Genomic DNA, 15,412 nt, shown 5'->3' with positions numbered 1-15,412 from the left:
TTAAATTTTAAAATCCCAATGTTTATTCGTGTTATAACCTAAGCTTCCATTTGTAACTTCTAGCGGACTCTCAATGTTATTTGTAAACAAACTTCCAGTTCCTAATCCTTGCGGTAACGGATTGTTCAATGAGTAGGTCCATTGTGCTATTGCGTTTAAGCCTATATTACTTTCTAATGCCGAAGTAATCCAGTTTCCTGTATTATGATTGGCTGCTATTTGAATCCACTCGTTGCTTCCTTGAAAACCTCCAACCAAACTTGGCTTTAAAATGATGTATTGTGGTTGAATTATACTAATACAATTTTCTTTTCCTTCGGAAGAAAACACGCCTATTAGTTCTTCATCTAACGCAATTGGTAGCGGAGTTTCCTCACACAATTTCGCCATTTCTTGCCACTGACCTTGTTTGATAGGTTGTTCTATTGAATGTAACTCCAACTCGGCTAATCTTTGTAGTTTTTCTAAAGCATTTTCAGGTAAAAATGCTCCATTTGCATCTACTCTTAACTCTATTTCTTTGACTGAAAACTCTTTTCTGATAGAATTCAACAATGCTATTTCTGTATCGAAATCAATAGCTCCAATCTTCATTTTTATTGTTGTAAAACCTTGCTGTAACTTATCCTTTATTTGTTGTTGCATAAAGGATTTATCACCCATCCAAATTAATCCGTTTATTGAAATTTGCTCTTTTCCTTTAGAAAAATCTGATGGAAATAATTCAAACGGATTTTCACTTTCTAATGATAAAAAGGCTTGTTCTAATCCATATTGAATCGATGGGAAATGTACCAATTCTGCCAATAAAACATCTAAACCAAGATTAATATTGTTACAGACCCACTGTAATTTCTCTTCATAATCAGGTCTGTCATCAACACTTAATCCGCGAAATAAACCACATTCACCAAAGCCTTGTTTTCCTTCTCTTTCTAAAACTAAAAACCAAGTTTCTTTGGTTCTTAAAATTCCACGAGAAGTTCCACTAGCTTGCTTAAAATTCAATAAATATTTATGATAGGTAGCTTTAATCAACTGCTTGTTTTTTTAGTTATGAGCTTCAGATACTTTTTTAAATTCGTCTAAATATTGTTGACTCATTTTTTTCAATGCTCCTTTAAAATACGGGAACAAACAACTCATTACGTACGACTCACTTGTACAGGTAGTTGTTTGTACAATTTTAGTTGTATTTCCTTCAGAAGTAAACGCATAATCATCTGTTTTTAACATATTTTCAGCATCGAAATGAAAGGTAAGTCTTTCATTTTCTTCAAAAGCTAATACTTCTTCAGTCATAGTCACCAATTTTCCTTGGTTTTCAACTACAACTTTATATGTACTTCCTACTTTATTTGGCTTTTCTTCTAATACATCAATCGATTTTACTTCTGGCATCCATTGTTTCATCAATTCTACATTTTGAAAGTCGGCAAAAACTTCTTTTACAGGCTTGTTAACCGTTATCTCATTCGTGTATACTACCTCTTGAACAACCAGTCCTGTTAAAAAAAACGCAAGAATTAAAGCAGTTATAATTCCTAAAATTATTTTGATTTTTTTCATACTTCTAACCTAAAATAACCTCTTAAATAGTTATTGTTTCTCCAATTTCTAAAATCACTAATTCTTTTTTAGCTTGCGTAAACTTTTCTTTCGCATCATCAACATCAATTGTTATTGGAGGAAAAGTGTTAAAGTGACAACCTATTACTTTATTACAAATTACCAAATCACTTGCTATAATAGCATCATCTACTCCCATAGTGAAATTATCTCCTATTGGAAAAATTGACGCTGTAAGGTTTGTTGCCATCGGTATTAACTGCATATCCATTGTAACAGCAGTATCACCTGAAACATATAGCGACTTTTCTCCTGCTGTAATTACAAATCCACCTGGTTGACCGCCATAGCTTCCATCTGCAAAAGACGAAGTATGAATAGCATTTACATATTTAGCAGAAAATGTATCGTTTGTATAAGTACCGCCATGATTTACAGGATGCCCTTTTAAATTCTTTGCTCCGTAATACATTACGATTTCATAATTCGAAACTATAGTCGCTCCTGTTCTTTCCGCAATACGCTCAACATCTAACACATGATCTTGGTGTGCATGTGTAAGTAATATATAGTCTGCTTTTACTTCATCTACATTAATGTGTGATGCTAAAGGGTTTCCTGTTATAAAAGGATCAATTAACACGTGGGTTCCGTCGATTTCTACTCCAAAACACGCATGACCGTAAAAAGTGATTTTCATCTTTTTGTTTTTAGTTTTAATAAGGTAAGGTGTCACCTTTAATTACAAAGGCTCTATTCTTTCTTTCGTTTAATTCGTTTTTTAATAAATATAACTAGTAAGGTGATTAACAATATAAATGGCCAAATATTTACCAAACCAATAAAGAACCACTTTATGTTATCTATTCCATTACCAAAAGCATCAGCTATACGTCTTCCAAAACTTTTAGAATAAGTTTTACTTACTTCTTTTTTATAAAATCTTATTGTTAAGGTTGAATAGGATACTTGATTTTGTAAATATTTCAGGCGACCTTCCATCGATTCTATTTCTAACCTTACATTGTTTAATTCCCTTTCTACCTCTATAATTTCTTTTACTGAAGATGCTTTTTTTAATATCTCACTATAACGCTGCTCTAACTCTTTTTTTACTTTTAAACGAGCTTCAACATCTAAAAACTGCTCTGTTACATCTTTTACAGATATGTTTTTGTTATCAAAACGTGTTACTTTTGAAGAAATTTCATTTAAAAAAACATCAAAATTTTTAGAAGGAATTCTAACAGTTAAATTGGTTGTAATACTTTGTGAAGATTTGTATTCATTATCGGTAGAAATATAACCGTTGTATTTTTTTAATACTTGTTCTATGTGGTTTCTTGTTGCAGATAAATCACTTATTTCAAAAGATACATCTCCTGTTTTGATCAGTTTTCTTTCAACTACTGGAGCTTCATTATTTCCTTTTAACTCTACTGATTCTTCTATATCTTTATCAATTACCATATTCCCTAAAGCCTTATTATTACCATAAGACTCAAGGTTTTTGCCTCCGTCATTACAAGCCGTTAATAAAATAACAACTACAAAAAGATTTAAAATTTTTTTCATCATATTTTTTCAGGGAAGTTACAAAATTTGCCCCAATCCAAATAAAATTGAAAATAAAAAGGTGCTCAGTGCCACTTTTTTTAGCTCCCCATCTAATAACGCTTCTTCTTTATTTTTGTACACAAAAAACAGATGTTTTGCCAAAGGAAGGTAAGCTATTACAAATAAGAATTGATATGGTGATTGAAACTTAATTACCGTGTACAATAATGCAACTAAAAAAGACGCTATAATTAAAAAGTAGTGATACATTTTTGCCGATTCAGCTCCCATTTTCACTACCAACGTATTTTTTCCTGATTTTGTATCATTTTCTCTATCTCGCATGTTATTTAAATTCAACACTGCTGTACTTAATAATCCGACAGTTATTGCGGGTAAAAAAATGATAAAGTTTAATTCTTTAGTGTATAAAAAGTAAGTTCCTACTACTGCTAACAATCCGAAGAAAAGGAACACAAAAACATCTCCGAATCCACTGTAACCATAGGCAGATTTACCTACTGTATATTTTATAGCAGCTATGATAGATGCAATTCCTAATCCGAAGAAAATTACTGAATATAAAAAGTTGTCTTTTCCAAAGGAAACATAAATTAGTAGTAATGCAATAACAGTCGTAATAACCCCTGTAACAATCATTGCATTTTTCATTTGCTTTGGAGTAATTGCTCCTGAAGCTACCATACGTGCTTCTCCTTCTCTTTGATTGTCCGTACCTTTTACTCCATCTCCATAATCGTTTGCAAAATTAGATAGTACTTGAAATCCTATGGTAGTTAAAATAGCTAGCCAAAAAATTGATGATCGATATAAAGGAGTCCTTACTACACAAATAGTTGTATCAAAAAATTTCTCTACAATAAGTAAAAAATTATCAACTGAACCTAAATATGCCCCAACAATAATTCCTGAAACAGAAAGAGGCAATGTACGTAAACGTGCTGCTTTTATGTAGTTTTTAATCATTCTTAAAAAATAAGATTCCCGCTTTCGCGGGGAAACCGCTTTCGCGGGAATAACACAATTTATATTTTTTAATATTATAAATTATTTGCTTCTGCAATTAATTCAGCAATATCTTTTACTTCTATTTGTGATTCTTTTTCTTTGAATTTCACGCCATCAGTCATCATCGTATTACAATAAGGACAACCTGTAGCAATAATCTGTGGATTCGTTTCTAAAGCATCTTCTGTTCTTAACACATTAATATCTTTATCTCCTTTCTCAGGCTCTTTAAACATTTGTGCTCCACCTGCTCCACAACATAGTGCTGTTGACTTATGACGTTTCATTTCCGTCATTTTCACTCCTAAACGACGAATTAACTCACGTGGACTTTCATATACATCATTTGCACGTCCTAAATAGCATGGATCGTGATATGTTAAACGTTTTCCGTTTAAGTTTTTATCTTCAATAGTTAAACGTCCTTCTTGAATTAACTTACTAATATATTGCGTGTGGTGATATACTTTATACTTACCTCCTAATCCAGGGTATTCATTTTTTAAGGTATTAAATGAATGTGGATCGCAAGTAACAATTGTTTTAATTTCGTAAGCATTTAAAACTTCAATATTAGTAACAGCTTGCATTTGGAATAAAAACTCGTTTCCTGCACGCTTCGCAGCATCACCTGTTGAACTTTCTTCGGTACCTAATACAGCAAAATCTACATTGGCTTGTTGTAATATTTTTACAAATGCTCTTGTTATTTTTTTTGCTCTATCATCATAACTTCCTGCAGCTCCTACCCAAAACAACACTTCTGGTTGTTTTCCTTGAGCCATCATATCTGCCATTGTTGGTACGTTCATAATTGTTTATCGTTTAATTGTTGAACTGTTTTTTTGTTTAGTTTTTGAGAATTGAATAATTAATAACTATTCTTCGTCTTTCCAGTTTAATCTGTCCATTTGACTATACTGCCAAGGCGCTCCGTTATTTTCAATATTGGTCATCATCATATTCAACTCTTGTGGAGCTGCTGATTCTTCCATTACCAAATAACGACGCATATCCATAATGATTGATAATGGATCAATATTTACAGGACATTCTTGTACACAAGCATTGCAACTTGTACATGCCCATAGTTCTTCTGGAGTAATATAATCGTTTAATAATTGCTTTCCGTCATCAACAAACGTACCTCCGTTTGCATCGATATTCTTCCCTACTTCTTCTAAACGATCACGTGTTTTCATCATAATAGCACGTGGTGATAACTCTTTTCCTGTTAAGTTTGCAGGACATGAAGAAGTACAACGTCCACATTCTGTACAAGTGTAAGCATTCATTAACTGCACCCAGTTTAAATCAGTAACATCTGATGCTCCGAATTTTTCAGGCTCTCCTTCCTCTGCGTCTTCTTCTGGCATTGCATACGGATCAGCATCTGGATCCATCATCATTTTTACTTCCTTGGTTACGGCTTCTAAATTATCGAACTGTCCCTTTGGTTTTAAGTTTGCAAAAAACGTATTTGGGAAAGCTAATAAAATATGTAAGTGCTTAGAGTAGTATAAGTAGTTTAAGAAAATTAAAATACCAACAATATGCAACCACCAAGCAGATTTTTCAATAGTATGTAATGCTTCAGGTGAAAAACTATTAAACCAAGGCGCTACAAATTGAGAAACTACATTACCTGCTCCTGCTTCTTGAAAAGCAACGTCTGTTGCATTCATTACTAAAAATAAGGTCATTAATACCATTTCAAAATATAAAATGATATTACCGTCATTTTTCGGCCAACCTTCCATTTCTTTATTCCAGAAACGTTTTACTTTTTCAATATTTCTACGGAACCAAAAGATTGTAACTGCTACTAAAACTAATAATGCTAATACTTCAAAACTACCAATTAAGAAACCATATAAAGCAGGTCCTAGAATTGGTTGAAAAACACGGTGTGTACCAAATAATCCATCAATAACGATTTCTAACATTTCGATATTGATTAAAATAAATCCAATATATACAACGATGTGTAAAATACCAGAAACTGGTCGACGCACCATTTTATATTGTCCTAAAGCAATTTTCGCCATGTTTTTCCAACGTTCTGGCTTTCTATCACTTCTATCAATATCTTTTCCTAATTTAATGTTGCGTATCAACTTACGAACATTCATTACAAAATACCCGATACCTGCAATTAAAATAAGTGCAAAAAAGATGTTTGGTATGTATTTCTCCATCGTTCTTTAATTATTAAGTTTTGTTAGATTTTATAAATGTAAGCTTATTGATTACTTACATTTTTCTCGTTATTCTCTTCGTTATATGGTTTTGCTTTTTTCCCAAACAATGAAAAATGCACAAATCTCTTAGGATTCAACTTCATCTCTCGCAACAATTCTTCCATTTCTTTTGAAGCATTGGTTAAGTTTGTGTACATTTTTTCATCGGTCATTAGCTTTCCTAATGTTCCTTTTCCAGATTTCATATCAGCTAATAACGTATTTACGTTCGTCAAAGTTGTTTCTAACTTTTTTACTGACTCACCTAAATTAGCCTTTGCTAAATCGTCTGAAACTTTTGAAAAATTATCTGTTATTTTCTTGGTGTTTGCTAAAGTAGCGTTTAAGTTTCCTTTATTATCTGCTAATAATGTATTTACAGAAGCTAATGTTTTACGAACATCATAAATAGTTCCTTCCAAACCTTGAATACTTCTATTTAAACTTTTACGAGATTTTTCGTCTAAAACTTGATTTATTCCTATTAACAAAGAATCTGCTCCCACTAAAACATTTTCTAATTTCGCCTGAATAGGATTTAATTTTTCTCCTACTGAAGAAAATATATCTGACTCAACTTCTCCTTTTAAATAATCTCCTGACTTGGCTATTTCTCCATCATATTTAGGAACAATTGCCAAATTCTGGCCTCCCATTAAGCTTGCTGAATAAATTTTAGCAATACTATTTTTAGAGAAATTAAAGTCGGTATCTAATGAAATTTTAACAATTAAGTTTCCTTTTTTATCTGGATTTTCGTTGAATCTAATTTCATCTACTTTCCCTACTTTCAAGCCGTTAATGGTAACAGAGCTAGCTTCGTTAAGACCGTTTATGTTATTGTACTCTACAAAAAAGTGCCTTGCATTAGCACTGAACAAATCTTGTCCTTTTAAGAAGTTATAACCCCAAATAAATAGCGCAATAACAACGACAGCAACAATTCCTGTTTTTAGTTCTTTAGACATAGAATATATTTATACGAGCGAAAATAATAATAATTTTGGGAGTATAAATATAGAATACCTCTAAATTATTGGTTTTTCAGTGCCTCTTTAATTGAAATTCGCTTTCCATTTTTAAAAGCGACTACCCAAGCATCTTTATACCCCTTACTTTTTACTTCTGGCAACAACTTTTTTATACCTGAAAGACTAGAGGAATTTCCGTAATAATATTTATAGTAACCATCTATAAACAAAGACTCTACATCTTCTACTCCTTTAAACGTACTGGTAGGCAACTTTTTTCTAGATGCTGCTATTTGAATTTTAAATTCAACTTCTGAAGATGTTTTCTTTGGTGTTGTAGTTACTTTTTTTATTGACTCTTCTTTTTTTACTTTTGTCTGAGCTACTTCTTCCTTAACCACAGTTTTTGGTTCTTCTTTTTCAATTAACGGAGCGTTTACGGTAATAGTTTCACTAATTGTATTCAGTTTTAACCTTTCAAAGTACTTTTCAATGGCCTGAGCTATTGACTTTGCCATTTGTAATTGCCCTTTTCTTGAATTAAGAAAACTTCCTTCTGCTTTATTAGTTAAAAAACCTAATTCTATTAAAACACTAGGCATTACAGTTTCTCTCAAAACTAAAAAGTTAGCTTGCTTTACCTTTCTATTGTTTCTTTTAAGAGCAACAAAATTATTTTGCACCAACCCTGCTATTCCTAAACTGTTTTCTAAATTTTCTTCTTGAAGCACTGACAATCCAATTACCGATTCAGGAGAATTAGGGTCGTAATCATAGTTCTGTTGGTAGTTGTCCTCTAACAAGATTACAGAGTTTTCCTTTTTTGCAATCTCTAAATTTTCTTTATTCCCACTCAATCCTAAAACGAAAGTACTTGCTCCATGAGGTTCTGATTTTCTAAAAGCATCACAGTGAATTGACACAAATAAATCTGCTTTATTATCATTTGCAATTTTTGCTCGGTTATGTAACTCTATAAAAACATCATTTTTTCTAGTGTAAACAACATTAATATCTTTTGAAGTTGACAATTCTTTTCCTACATCTAGAGCTACTCTTAAAGCTATGTGTTTTTCTCTAAATCCATTTCCTAAGTTACCTGGATCTTTTCCTCCATGACCTGCATCTAACACAACTGTATATTTTTTTTGAGCTAAGGCTGAAGAAATCTCTCCACACAAAACAATTAGAGAGGTTAGAATAATTAAGCTTATTTTCGAGATATTATATTTACGGAATTTTAAGAATTGCATCAATAAAATTTAACTATTTTTGGTTTTTAAAATATAGCGTTCAAATAGCACGCCAAAGTTTTTAAATATAACACAAAAATAGTATTAATAATATTGCGAGCAAATTCAACCTACATACTTTTAATTTTCTATCTTTTTTATTTTCAATTAAGTACTGCGCAAGAATTTGGTAAGAAAGGTACTTTTCCTCAACTTCCTAAAAAAGATACTGTTTTTACAAGCGCTAAAGACACTTTAATAGGGTTAAAAAACAATGCTTTAGTCAATAAAAAAATAGATACAGTCGCGAATGATTCTATCAAACCTAAAGAAGTTATTGATGGAATTATTACTCATAACGCAGAAGATTACACCATTCAAGACGCTAAAAACAAAACTGTAACTCTTTATAACAAAGCTCATGTTACGTATACAGATATTGATTTAAAAGCTGGTATAATTATTCTAGACTACAAAAACAACATGGTATATGCCAAAGGTATTAAAGACAGTACTGGCTACCATCAAAAACCTCAGTTTAAACAAGGCGGACAAGAATCAGAACAAGATTCTATTCTCTTTAACTTCAAGACAAAAAAAGCCTTAGTTTACGGAGTAAAAACGAATCAAGCAGGAATTATAACTTATGGTGAAAAAACAAAACGTATAAATGACTCTACTATTTATATGCGTAGATTACGTTTTACCACATCTCAAAAAAAAATTCCTGATTACTATATACAAACAAACAAAGCAAAATTAGTTCCTGGTAAAAAAATTATTGTAGGAGGAAGTAATTTAGTATTAGCAGATGTACCTACCCCGGTTTATTTACCTTTTGCTTATTTTCCAATGACTAACAAAAGAACTTCAGGTTTTATTATCCCTTCTTGGGGTGAAAGTAATAATCAAGGTTTTTTCTTACAGAACGGAGGTTACTATTTTGCTGTTAGCGATTATTTTGATTTAACAACTTTAGCTGACTTGTATACCAACGGAAGTTGGGGTTTAAATGCTACTTCTAATTATTATGTTCGTTATAAATTTAGCGGAAACTTTAGCGTTCGTTATGAAAATATTATACGAGGAATTCGTGGTTTGAGTGATTATAATAAATCAACAAATTTTAATATCCGTTGGAGTCATAGTCAGGATTCTAAAGCGAGTCCAAACTCTCGTTTTTCTGCCTCTGTTAACTTAGGAAGTAGTAAATATTACCGTCAATCGCTAAATGAATTTAATAGTTCGCAGTTTTTAAATAATACATTAAGTTCATCTGTTTCTTACTATACAAAATTTGTAGGTACACCTTTTAACTTGAGTGTAACTGCTACTCATTCGCAGAACACCAATACCGAAACGATTACTATGACTTTACCGTCTTTGCAGTTAAACATGGATCGTATTTATCCATTTGCTGGTAAAAATGGTGTAAAAAAGAATCCTATTCAAAAAATGGGGTTGAATTATAGCATGCAAGGACAGTATCAAATCAACACAACTGACGATGAGTTTTTTACTGCTAAAATGTTTCAAACTGCAAAAAAAGGAATACAACACAACTTAAGTACGAATACCAGTTTAAAAGCTTTTAAATACTTTACTTTATCACCAAGTGTAAGCTATAAAGATGTTTGGTATTTTGATCAAATTAAAAAACGTTACGACCCTACTGCTGTTAACAGCGATGGAAATTTAGGTACTGTTGTTAATGACACCATTAGTGGATTTACCCGTTATAATGAATACAATTTTGGAGTTTCATTATCTACAAACATCTATGGTACATTTAACTTTAAAAAAGGACGCTTAAAAGCCATTCGTCATACGATTAGACCATCTATTTCATACGGATATCGTCCTAATTTTGCTGATGATTATAATTTAACGGTTCGTCAAAGCTCGGATCCAAGTGATCTTTTAACCTATTCTCCTTTTGAAGGAGGTATTTATGGAACCCCTGGAAGCGGAATCTCAAACTCTATTGGAATTTCTGTTAACAACGTTTTAGAAGCTAAAGTTGCTCCGAAAGATCCTGACAGCGATGAAGAAGACAAAAAAATCACCCTTCTTAACAACTTAAACTTTAGCACAAGTTACAACATCGCTGCTGATAGTTTACGTTGGGCTCCTGTAAGAGCCAATGCTGGTACGCGTCTTTTTAAAGATAAACTTGCTTTAAACATGAACGCTACTTTTGATCCTTATCAAGTAAATAGCAAAGGGCAAAGAATAAATAAGTTTAACGGTGGTCTTCTTAGAATGACTAACCTAGGAGTAACAGCAAACTATTCTATTTCTAGTAAAGATTTTGAAAAAAATAAAGACGGAAAAGATAATTCTGACAATAAAAATGGAAATGGAGCTCAAGACACTCCAGATGTTTTTGGAGAAAGTCTAGGTCCTACCAATGGTTTTCCTAACGACACTAATAGAAGCAATAAAAACAGCGAAGACGAAACGAAAGAAACTGAGTTATACAGAGCCAAAATACCTTGGACTCTTAACTTGGCTTATTCCATGAGTTATACCAATAACGGATTAACAAGTAAAATAGGTAATAATACGTTAATGTTTAGTGGTGATGTTGAACTTTCTCCTAAATGGAAAGTTGGTTTTTCTTCTGGTTACGACATTAAAGATAATGCTTTCACCTACACTAGATTAAACTTTTCTAGAGATTTAGATAGTTGGCGATTCAATTTTAACTGGACTCCTTTCGGAATCAATTCTTCGTACAATTTCTTTATTGGAGTAAAATCTTCTGTGTTAAGCGACTTAAAGTGGGATAAAAACAAACCACCTGATAGAGTATTGTTTTAGGAATTAGGAATTTAAAGTTGTTCTTTTTCAATTACAAACAAAGAAAAAACTTTCAAACTTTTCACTTTTAGTTTTACACTTTCTAACTTTATCAACAGTTAAACGATTAAACCCCTAAACAAATAAACTTTGAAACTTACATAAAATGAAAAAAATAATCACTACCTCTAAAGCTCCTGCTCCAATTGGTCCATATAACCAAGCAGTACTTAGTGGAAACACTTTATACACTTCAGGACAAATAGCGATTGACCCTGAAACTGGCGAGTTAGTTTTAGGTTCTATTGAAGCAGAAACGAAACAAGTAATGCAAAACATGAAAGAAGTATTGGCAGCAGCTGATATGACTTTTGAAAATGTTATCAAAACATCTATCTTCATTTCAGATATGCATAATTTTTCTAAAATTAATGCTGTTTATGGTGAGTATTTTGACGATGCTACAGCTCCTGCTCGTGAAACTGTTGAAGTTGCGAACTTACCTAAGTTTGTAAATGTAGAAATTAGTATGGTTGCTGTTAAATAGCTTTAAAATTTAGGTTGATTCTTAACCTTTAAAAAGCTAACTTCGCTATCAGTGGATATAAGTCATTAAAACGAACTCATATCCTCAAACTTGTTGTGCTTAATTTACCCAAAATGCGAATAATCGAGATAAACGGAAATAAATTTTCAAATATGAAAGGATTTTATCGAGAGATAGAATCGAAAATGACTTTCGGACTGAATTGGAAAATTGGACAAAATCTAAACGCATTTAATGATGTTTTGTATGGCGGATTTGGAGTTCACGATGTTGATGAGAAATATATTTTAAAATGGCATCGTAGCGAAAAAAGCAAATCGGAATTAAAATACTATGACCGAATAGTTGAAATAATAAAAGAACACGAAAATATTGAATTACAGTTGACTTAAATGCTATTCTGGAAAACTGAAAATAAAATTAAACCTAAACGAGACTTTTACTCGAAAATCAAGGAGTATTATGTTGGACTGTCGGACAATCAAATACCAATAGAATTGTTAAATCAGATTATCTCAAAAGTTACGGATGAAATTTATCCCGATTACACACGATTTTCGCAACAATATCCGAAATCAAGAAACGCAGACCCCGGTTTCAAAATAGATGATATTGAACATCCTTCGGTTTATTTTATGATTACCGATTTTCTGAACGAAAAAGGAATTTCAAAAGCAAGAGAATATTCAAAGATTCTGTTTAAAATGAATGATGTGGAGTTTAAAAAGCATCAAGATTATAAAGATTGGTACGAAACAAAATAAAAAAACTAAGCACAACAAGGTGTATAATTAATTGCGGCTGAATTTCCTCTTCGGAAATTCAATCTTATTAATTATCTTTCCGCATCATCGGAAAATGACTCACGTCCTTTTCCCGCAAAAAATCATACACAAATACGATAGCGAAACATTTCAATAAATCACTAATAAAAAGAGAAACAATGATGTTTCTCTTTTTTATTTATAATCTTTTATATCGCTTTAATCAACAACTCTGCGGTGGATGGATTTGTAGCTAACGGCACATCATGCACGTCACACAAACGCATTAACATAGAAATATCGGGTTCATGCGGATGTTTTGCTAACGGATCTCTAAAAAATAATACCATTTGACATTTTCCTTCTGCTACTCTTCCAGCAATTTGCGCATCACCTCCAATAGGTCCTGATAAAAACTTCATCACTTCAAAACCCGCTTTTTCTGCTTTTTCACCAGTTGTTCCTGTTGAAATCAGTTGAATTCTTTTTTGATGTAAAACTTCTTTGTGTTCGTTTAAAAACTGAACCATTTCAGCTTTCATTCCATCATGTGCTATAATTGCTATTTCCATAAATAGTGTTTAAAAAAGTATTCCCGCCAAAAGCGGGAATACAATATTACAAAATATTTTATGCTTTTATAAAGAAGCCGAATACTCTAATAAATCTACAATTTTAGTAGCATATCCATACTCATTATCATACCAAGAAATTACTTTAAAAAAGTTTTCGTTTAACTCTAAACAAGCATCAGCATCAATTACAGAAGTTCTTGTTTCTGAAACAAAGTCTTGTGACACCACCTCATCTTCAGTATATCCAATAATCCCTTTAAACTCTCCTTCTGAAGCCTCTTTTAATGTTGCTAAAATTTCTTTTAACGAAGTCGCTTTATCTGTTCTAAACGTTAAATCTACTAAAGAAACATCTGCCACAGGAACTCTAACTGCCATACCCGTTAATTTACCTTCTAACTCTGGAATAACTTTCGTTACTGCTTTTGCCGCCCCTGTTGACGTAGGAATAATATTATTTACTACCGAACGTCCTCTTCTCCATTTCTTATTAGGTCCGTCAACGGTGTTTTGTGTTGATGTTGCTGCATGAACCGTAGTCATCAAACCTTCTTTTAACCCAAAATTATCGTGGATAACTTTTGTTAATGGTCCTAAACAGTTTGTAGTACATGAAGCATTTGAAAAAATAGTTTCATCAGCTGTTAACTCTTTATGATTTACTCCCATTACATACATATTAGCATCTTTTGAAGGTGCTGAAATAATTACTTTCTTCGCTCCTCCTGTAATATGCATTGCTGCTTTATCTTTATCTGTAAAAAAACCTGTAGATTCGATTACATACTCTGCTCCTGCTTCATTCCATTTAAGGTTCTCAGGATTTCTTTCTGCAGTAATTCTTATTGTTTGTCCATTTACAACTAAATTTCCATCTTTCACTTCAACATCTCCTTCAAATCGTCCATGAACAGAGTCATACTTCAACAAATAGGCTAAATAATCTACATCTAACAAATCGTTAATAGCCACAACTTGAACGTTGTCTCTTTTCATTGCAGAACGGAATGCTAATCGACCAATTCTTCCAAATCCGTTAATTCCTATTTTTATCATTATTTAAAATTTTATATTCTTGTTTAAGTGGTCATAATATCTGATACGCGTAATAATTCGGTATCAATATTATGTTGACCTTTGATTGCTTTTTCTAAATCGGTAGCAATTACTTTATTGTCTTTTAATCCTACCATCAAGTTTGTCTTTCCATCAAGTAAAAGTTCTACAGCACTTACTCCTAATCTACTTGCTAAAACTCTATCAAAACATGATGGAGAACCTCCTCGCTGCATATGTCCTAACACAGAAACCCTTACTTCATATTCAGGTAAGTTTTCTTCTACATAATCAGCTAATTCAAATACATTTTTACCAGTTTTATCTCCTTCCGAAACGACTACGATACTTGACGATTTTCCTGATCTTCTACTCTTCTTCAAAGATTCCAACATCCTTTCTAACCCTAAGTCTTCTTCAGGAATTAAAATCTCTTCTGCTCCTGCTCCAACACCAGCGTTTAATGCTATAAATCCTGCATCACGCCCCATAACCTCAACAAAGAAAAGTCTATTATGAGAAGATGCAGTATCTCTAATTTTATCAATTGCTTCTACAGCTGTGTTCAAAGCTGTATCGTAACCAAGTGTATGACTTGTTCCTGAAATATCATTATCTATGGTTCCAGGAATCCCTATTATAGGGAAATTGAACTCTTTATTAAAAATCACTCCTCCTGTAAAAGAACCATCTCCACCAATTACCACCAAAGCATCTACATTGTTCTTTTTTAGACTTTCATAGGCTTTTTGCCTTCCTTCTTTAGTTCTAAAATCTTTTGACCGAGCCGATTTTAATATCGTTCCTCCTTTGTGAATGATATTGTTTACACTTCGTGCCGTTAGTGTAACTAAATCACCTTCAATCAATCCTTGATATCCTCTATAAATCCCCATACAATCGGTATGGTAATAAGCACAAGTTCTCACAACTGATCGAATTGCGGCATTCATTCCTGGAGCATCTCCTCCAGAAGTCATCACTGCTATTTTTTTAATTTTTCTCATAAAACGAATATCAAATTTACTCAATTTTAGTCATTTTTAAGTTAAAAATAGGAAATTCATTGT

16 protein-coding genes are annotated in these 15,412 nt (G+C 32.3%); 4 read left to right on the top strand and 12 right to left on the bottom strand.

All coding sequences use genetic code 11. From position 1 onward, the window contains the following. The 9 genes from OU788_RS01330 to OU788_RS01290 all read right to left on the bottom strand — a co-directional run bounded on the left by OU788_RS01330 (position 1) and on the right by OU788_RS01290 (position 8,619). The gene (locus OU788_RS01330; protein ID WP_274633493.1) at positions 1–1,038 is read right to left on the bottom strand and encodes an o-succinylbenzoate synthase; all 1,038 of its coding nucleotides are present in this window, start codon (positions 1,036–1,038) and stop codon (positions 1–3) included. Between the two features lie 12 nt (positions 1,039–1,050). Then, the gene (locus OU788_RS01325; protein WP_274633492.1) at positions 1,051–1,569 is read right to left on the bottom strand and encodes an SRPBCC family protein; all 519 of its coding nucleotides are present in this window, start codon (positions 1,567–1,569) and stop codon (positions 1,051–1,053) included. A 22-nt stretch (positions 1,570–1,591) separates the two neighbouring features. Further along, a complete protein-coding gene (locus tag OU788_RS01320; RefSeq protein ID WP_274633491.1) occupies positions 1,592–2,269 on the bottom strand; it encodes a metal-dependent hydrolase in 678 nt (225 codons plus the stop codon). Between the two features lie 53 nt (positions 2,270–2,322). Continuing rightward, positions 2,323–3,147 carry a DUF4349 domain-containing protein gene (locus OU788_RS01315; RefSeq protein ID WP_274633490.1) on the bottom strand — a complete coding sequence of 275 codons (825 nt, stop codon included), beginning with the start codon at positions 3,145–3,147 and terminating at the stop codon, positions 2,323–2,325. Between the two features lie 15 nt (positions 3,148–3,162). Then, positions 3,163–4,113, bottom strand: a complete 951-nt coding sequence (gene menA / locus OU788_RS01310) for a 1,4-dihydroxy-2-naphthoate octaprenyltransferase (protein WP_274633489.1) — start codon at positions 4,111–4,113, stop codon at positions 3,163–3,165. Between the two features lie 74 nt (positions 4,114–4,187). Continuing rightward, entirely contained in the window at positions 4,188–4,967 is a 780-nt protein-coding gene (locus OU788_RS01305; protein WP_274633488.1) for a (Fe-S)-binding protein, read from the bottom strand. Between the two features lie 66 nt (positions 4,968–5,033). Further along, positions 5,034–6,353 (bottom strand): 4Fe-4S dicluster domain-containing protein, encoded by a 1,320-nt coding sequence (locus tag OU788_RS01300; RefSeq protein ID WP_274633487.1) that lies wholly within the window; start codon positions 6,351–6,353, stop codon positions 5,034–5,036. Positions 6,354–6,397: 44 nt separating this feature from the next. Then, positions 6,398–7,363, bottom strand: a complete 966-nt coding sequence (locus OU788_RS01295; RefSeq protein WP_274633486.1) for an MlaD family protein — start codon at positions 7,361–7,363, stop codon at positions 6,398–6,400. Positions 7,364–7,428: 65 nt separating this feature from the next. Beyond that, a complete protein-coding gene (locus tag OU788_RS01290) occupies positions 7,429–8,619 on the bottom strand; it encodes an N-acetylmuramoyl-L-alanine amidase family protein (RefSeq protein WP_274633517.1) in 1,191 nt (396 codons plus the stop codon). A gap of 93 nt (positions 8,620–8,712) precedes the next feature. Between OU788_RS01290 and OU788_RS01285 the strand changes: the two genes are divergently transcribed. The 4 genes from OU788_RS01285 (at position 8,713) to OU788_RS01270 (ending at position 12,711) form a co-directional block, all read left to right on the top strand. Next, positions 8,713–11,421, top strand: coding sequence for a putative LPS assembly protein LptD (locus OU788_RS01285; RefSeq protein ID WP_274633485.1), 2,709 nt, complete (start codon positions 8,713–8,715; stop codon positions 11,419–11,421). Between the two features lie 145 nt (positions 11,422–11,566). Then, complete coding sequence (locus OU788_RS01280; RefSeq protein ID WP_274633484.1) at positions 11,567–11,947, top strand: RidA family protein; 381 nt, start codon at positions 11,567–11,569, stop codon at positions 11,945–11,947. A 113-nt stretch (positions 11,948–12,060) separates the two neighbouring features. Next, a complete protein-coding gene (locus tag OU788_RS01275) occupies positions 12,061–12,339 on the top strand; it encodes a barstar family protein (protein ID WP_274633483.1) in 279 nt (92 codons plus the stop codon). Continuing rightward, positions 12,340–12,711: a hypothetical protein gene (locus tag OU788_RS01270; protein WP_274633482.1), complete on the top strand. Its 372-nt coding sequence runs from the start codon at positions 12,340–12,342 to the stop codon at positions 12,709–12,711. A gap of 209 nt (positions 12,712–12,920) precedes the next feature. Here OU788_RS01270 and OU788_RS01265 read toward each other — a convergent pair whose 3' ends face one another. The 3 genes from OU788_RS01265 to pfkA all read right to left on the bottom strand — a co-directional run bounded on the left by OU788_RS01265 (position 12,921) and on the right by pfkA (position 15,349). After that, on the bottom strand, positions 12,921–13,283 hold the full coding sequence (locus tag OU788_RS01265; protein WP_274633481.1) for a methylglyoxal synthase: 363 nt from the start codon (positions 13,281–13,283) through the stop codon (positions 12,921–12,923). A gap of 66 nt (positions 13,284–13,349) precedes the next feature. Further along, positions 13,350–14,342 carry a type I glyceraldehyde-3-phosphate dehydrogenase gene (gap, locus tag OU788_RS01260; RefSeq protein WP_274633480.1) on the bottom strand — a complete coding sequence of 331 codons (993 nt, stop codon included), beginning with the start codon at positions 14,340–14,342 and terminating at the stop codon, positions 13,350–13,352. A 23-nt stretch (positions 14,343–14,365) separates the two neighbouring features. Next, on the bottom strand, positions 14,366–15,349 hold the full coding sequence (gene pfkA / locus OU788_RS01255; RefSeq protein ID WP_274633479.1) for a 6-phosphofructokinase: 984 nt from the start codon (positions 15,347–15,349) through the stop codon (positions 14,366–14,368). Between the last annotated feature and the right edge of the window lie 63 nt (positions 15,350–15,412).

Origin of the sequence: Tenacibaculum sp. L6, from assembly GCF_028823685.1 — a bacterium.
Lineage (GTDB): Bacteria > Bacteroidota > Bacteroidia > Flavobacteriales > Flavobacteriaceae > Polaribacter.
The sequence above is the reverse complement of the archived record's forward strand: the minus strand, read 5'-3'. Positions and strand labels throughout refer to the sequence as shown.

Excerpts from the sequence above, each read along its gene's own strand:
- OU788_RS01305 (WP_274633488.1), bottom strand. The coding sequence starts at position 4,967 with ATGAACGTACCAACAATGGCAGATATGATGGCTCAAGGAAAACAACCA.
- OU788_RS01320 (WP_274633491.1), bottom strand. The coding sequence starts at position 2,269 with ATGAAAATCACTTTTTACGGTCATGCGTGTTTTGGAGTAGAAATCGAC.
- OU788_RS01315 (WP_274633490.1), bottom strand. The coding sequence starts at position 3,147 with ATGATGAAAAAAATTTTAAATCTTTTTGTAGTTGTTATTTTATTAACG.
- OU788_RS01265 (WP_274633481.1), bottom strand. The coding sequence starts at position 13,283 with ATGGAAATAGCAATTATAGCACATGATGGAATGAAAGCTGAAATGGTT.
- OU788_RS01325 (WP_274633492.1), bottom strand. The coding sequence starts at position 1,569 with ATGAAAAAAATCAAAATAATTTTAGGAATTATAACTGCTTTAATTCTT.
- OU788_RS01300 (WP_274633487.1), bottom strand. The coding sequence starts at position 6,353 with ATGGAGAAATACATACCAAACATCTTTTTTGCACTTATTTTAATTGCA.
- OU788_RS01275 (WP_274633483.1), top strand. The coding sequence starts at position 12,061 with ATGCGAATAATCGAGATAAACGGAAATAAATTTTCAAATATGAAAGGA.
- OU788_RS01280 (WP_274633484.1), top strand. The coding sequence starts at position 11,567 with ATGAAAAAAATAATCACTACCTCTAAAGCTCCTGCTCCAATTGGTCCA.
- OU788_RS01290 (WP_274633517.1), bottom strand. The coding sequence starts at position 8,619 with ATGCAATTCTTAAAATTCCGTAAATATAATATCTCGAAAATAAGCTTA.
- gap (WP_274633480.1), bottom strand. The coding sequence starts at position 14,342 with ATGATAAAAATAGGAATTAACGGATTTGGAAGAATTGGTCGATTAGCA.
- OU788_RS01270 (WP_274633482.1), top strand. The coding sequence starts at position 12,340 with ATGCTATTCTGGAAAACTGAAAATAAAATTAAACCTAAACGAGACTTT.
- menA (WP_274633489.1), bottom strand. The coding sequence starts at position 4,113 with ATGATTAAAAACTACATAAAAGCAGCACGTTTACGTACATTGCCTCTT.
- pfkA (WP_274633479.1), bottom strand. The coding sequence starts at position 15,349 with ATGAGAAAAATTAAAAAAATAGCAGTGATGACTTCTGGAGGAGATGCT.
- OU788_RS01295 (WP_274633486.1), bottom strand. The coding sequence starts at position 7,363 with ATGTCTAAAGAACTAAAAACAGGAATTGTTGCTGTCGTTGTTATTGCG.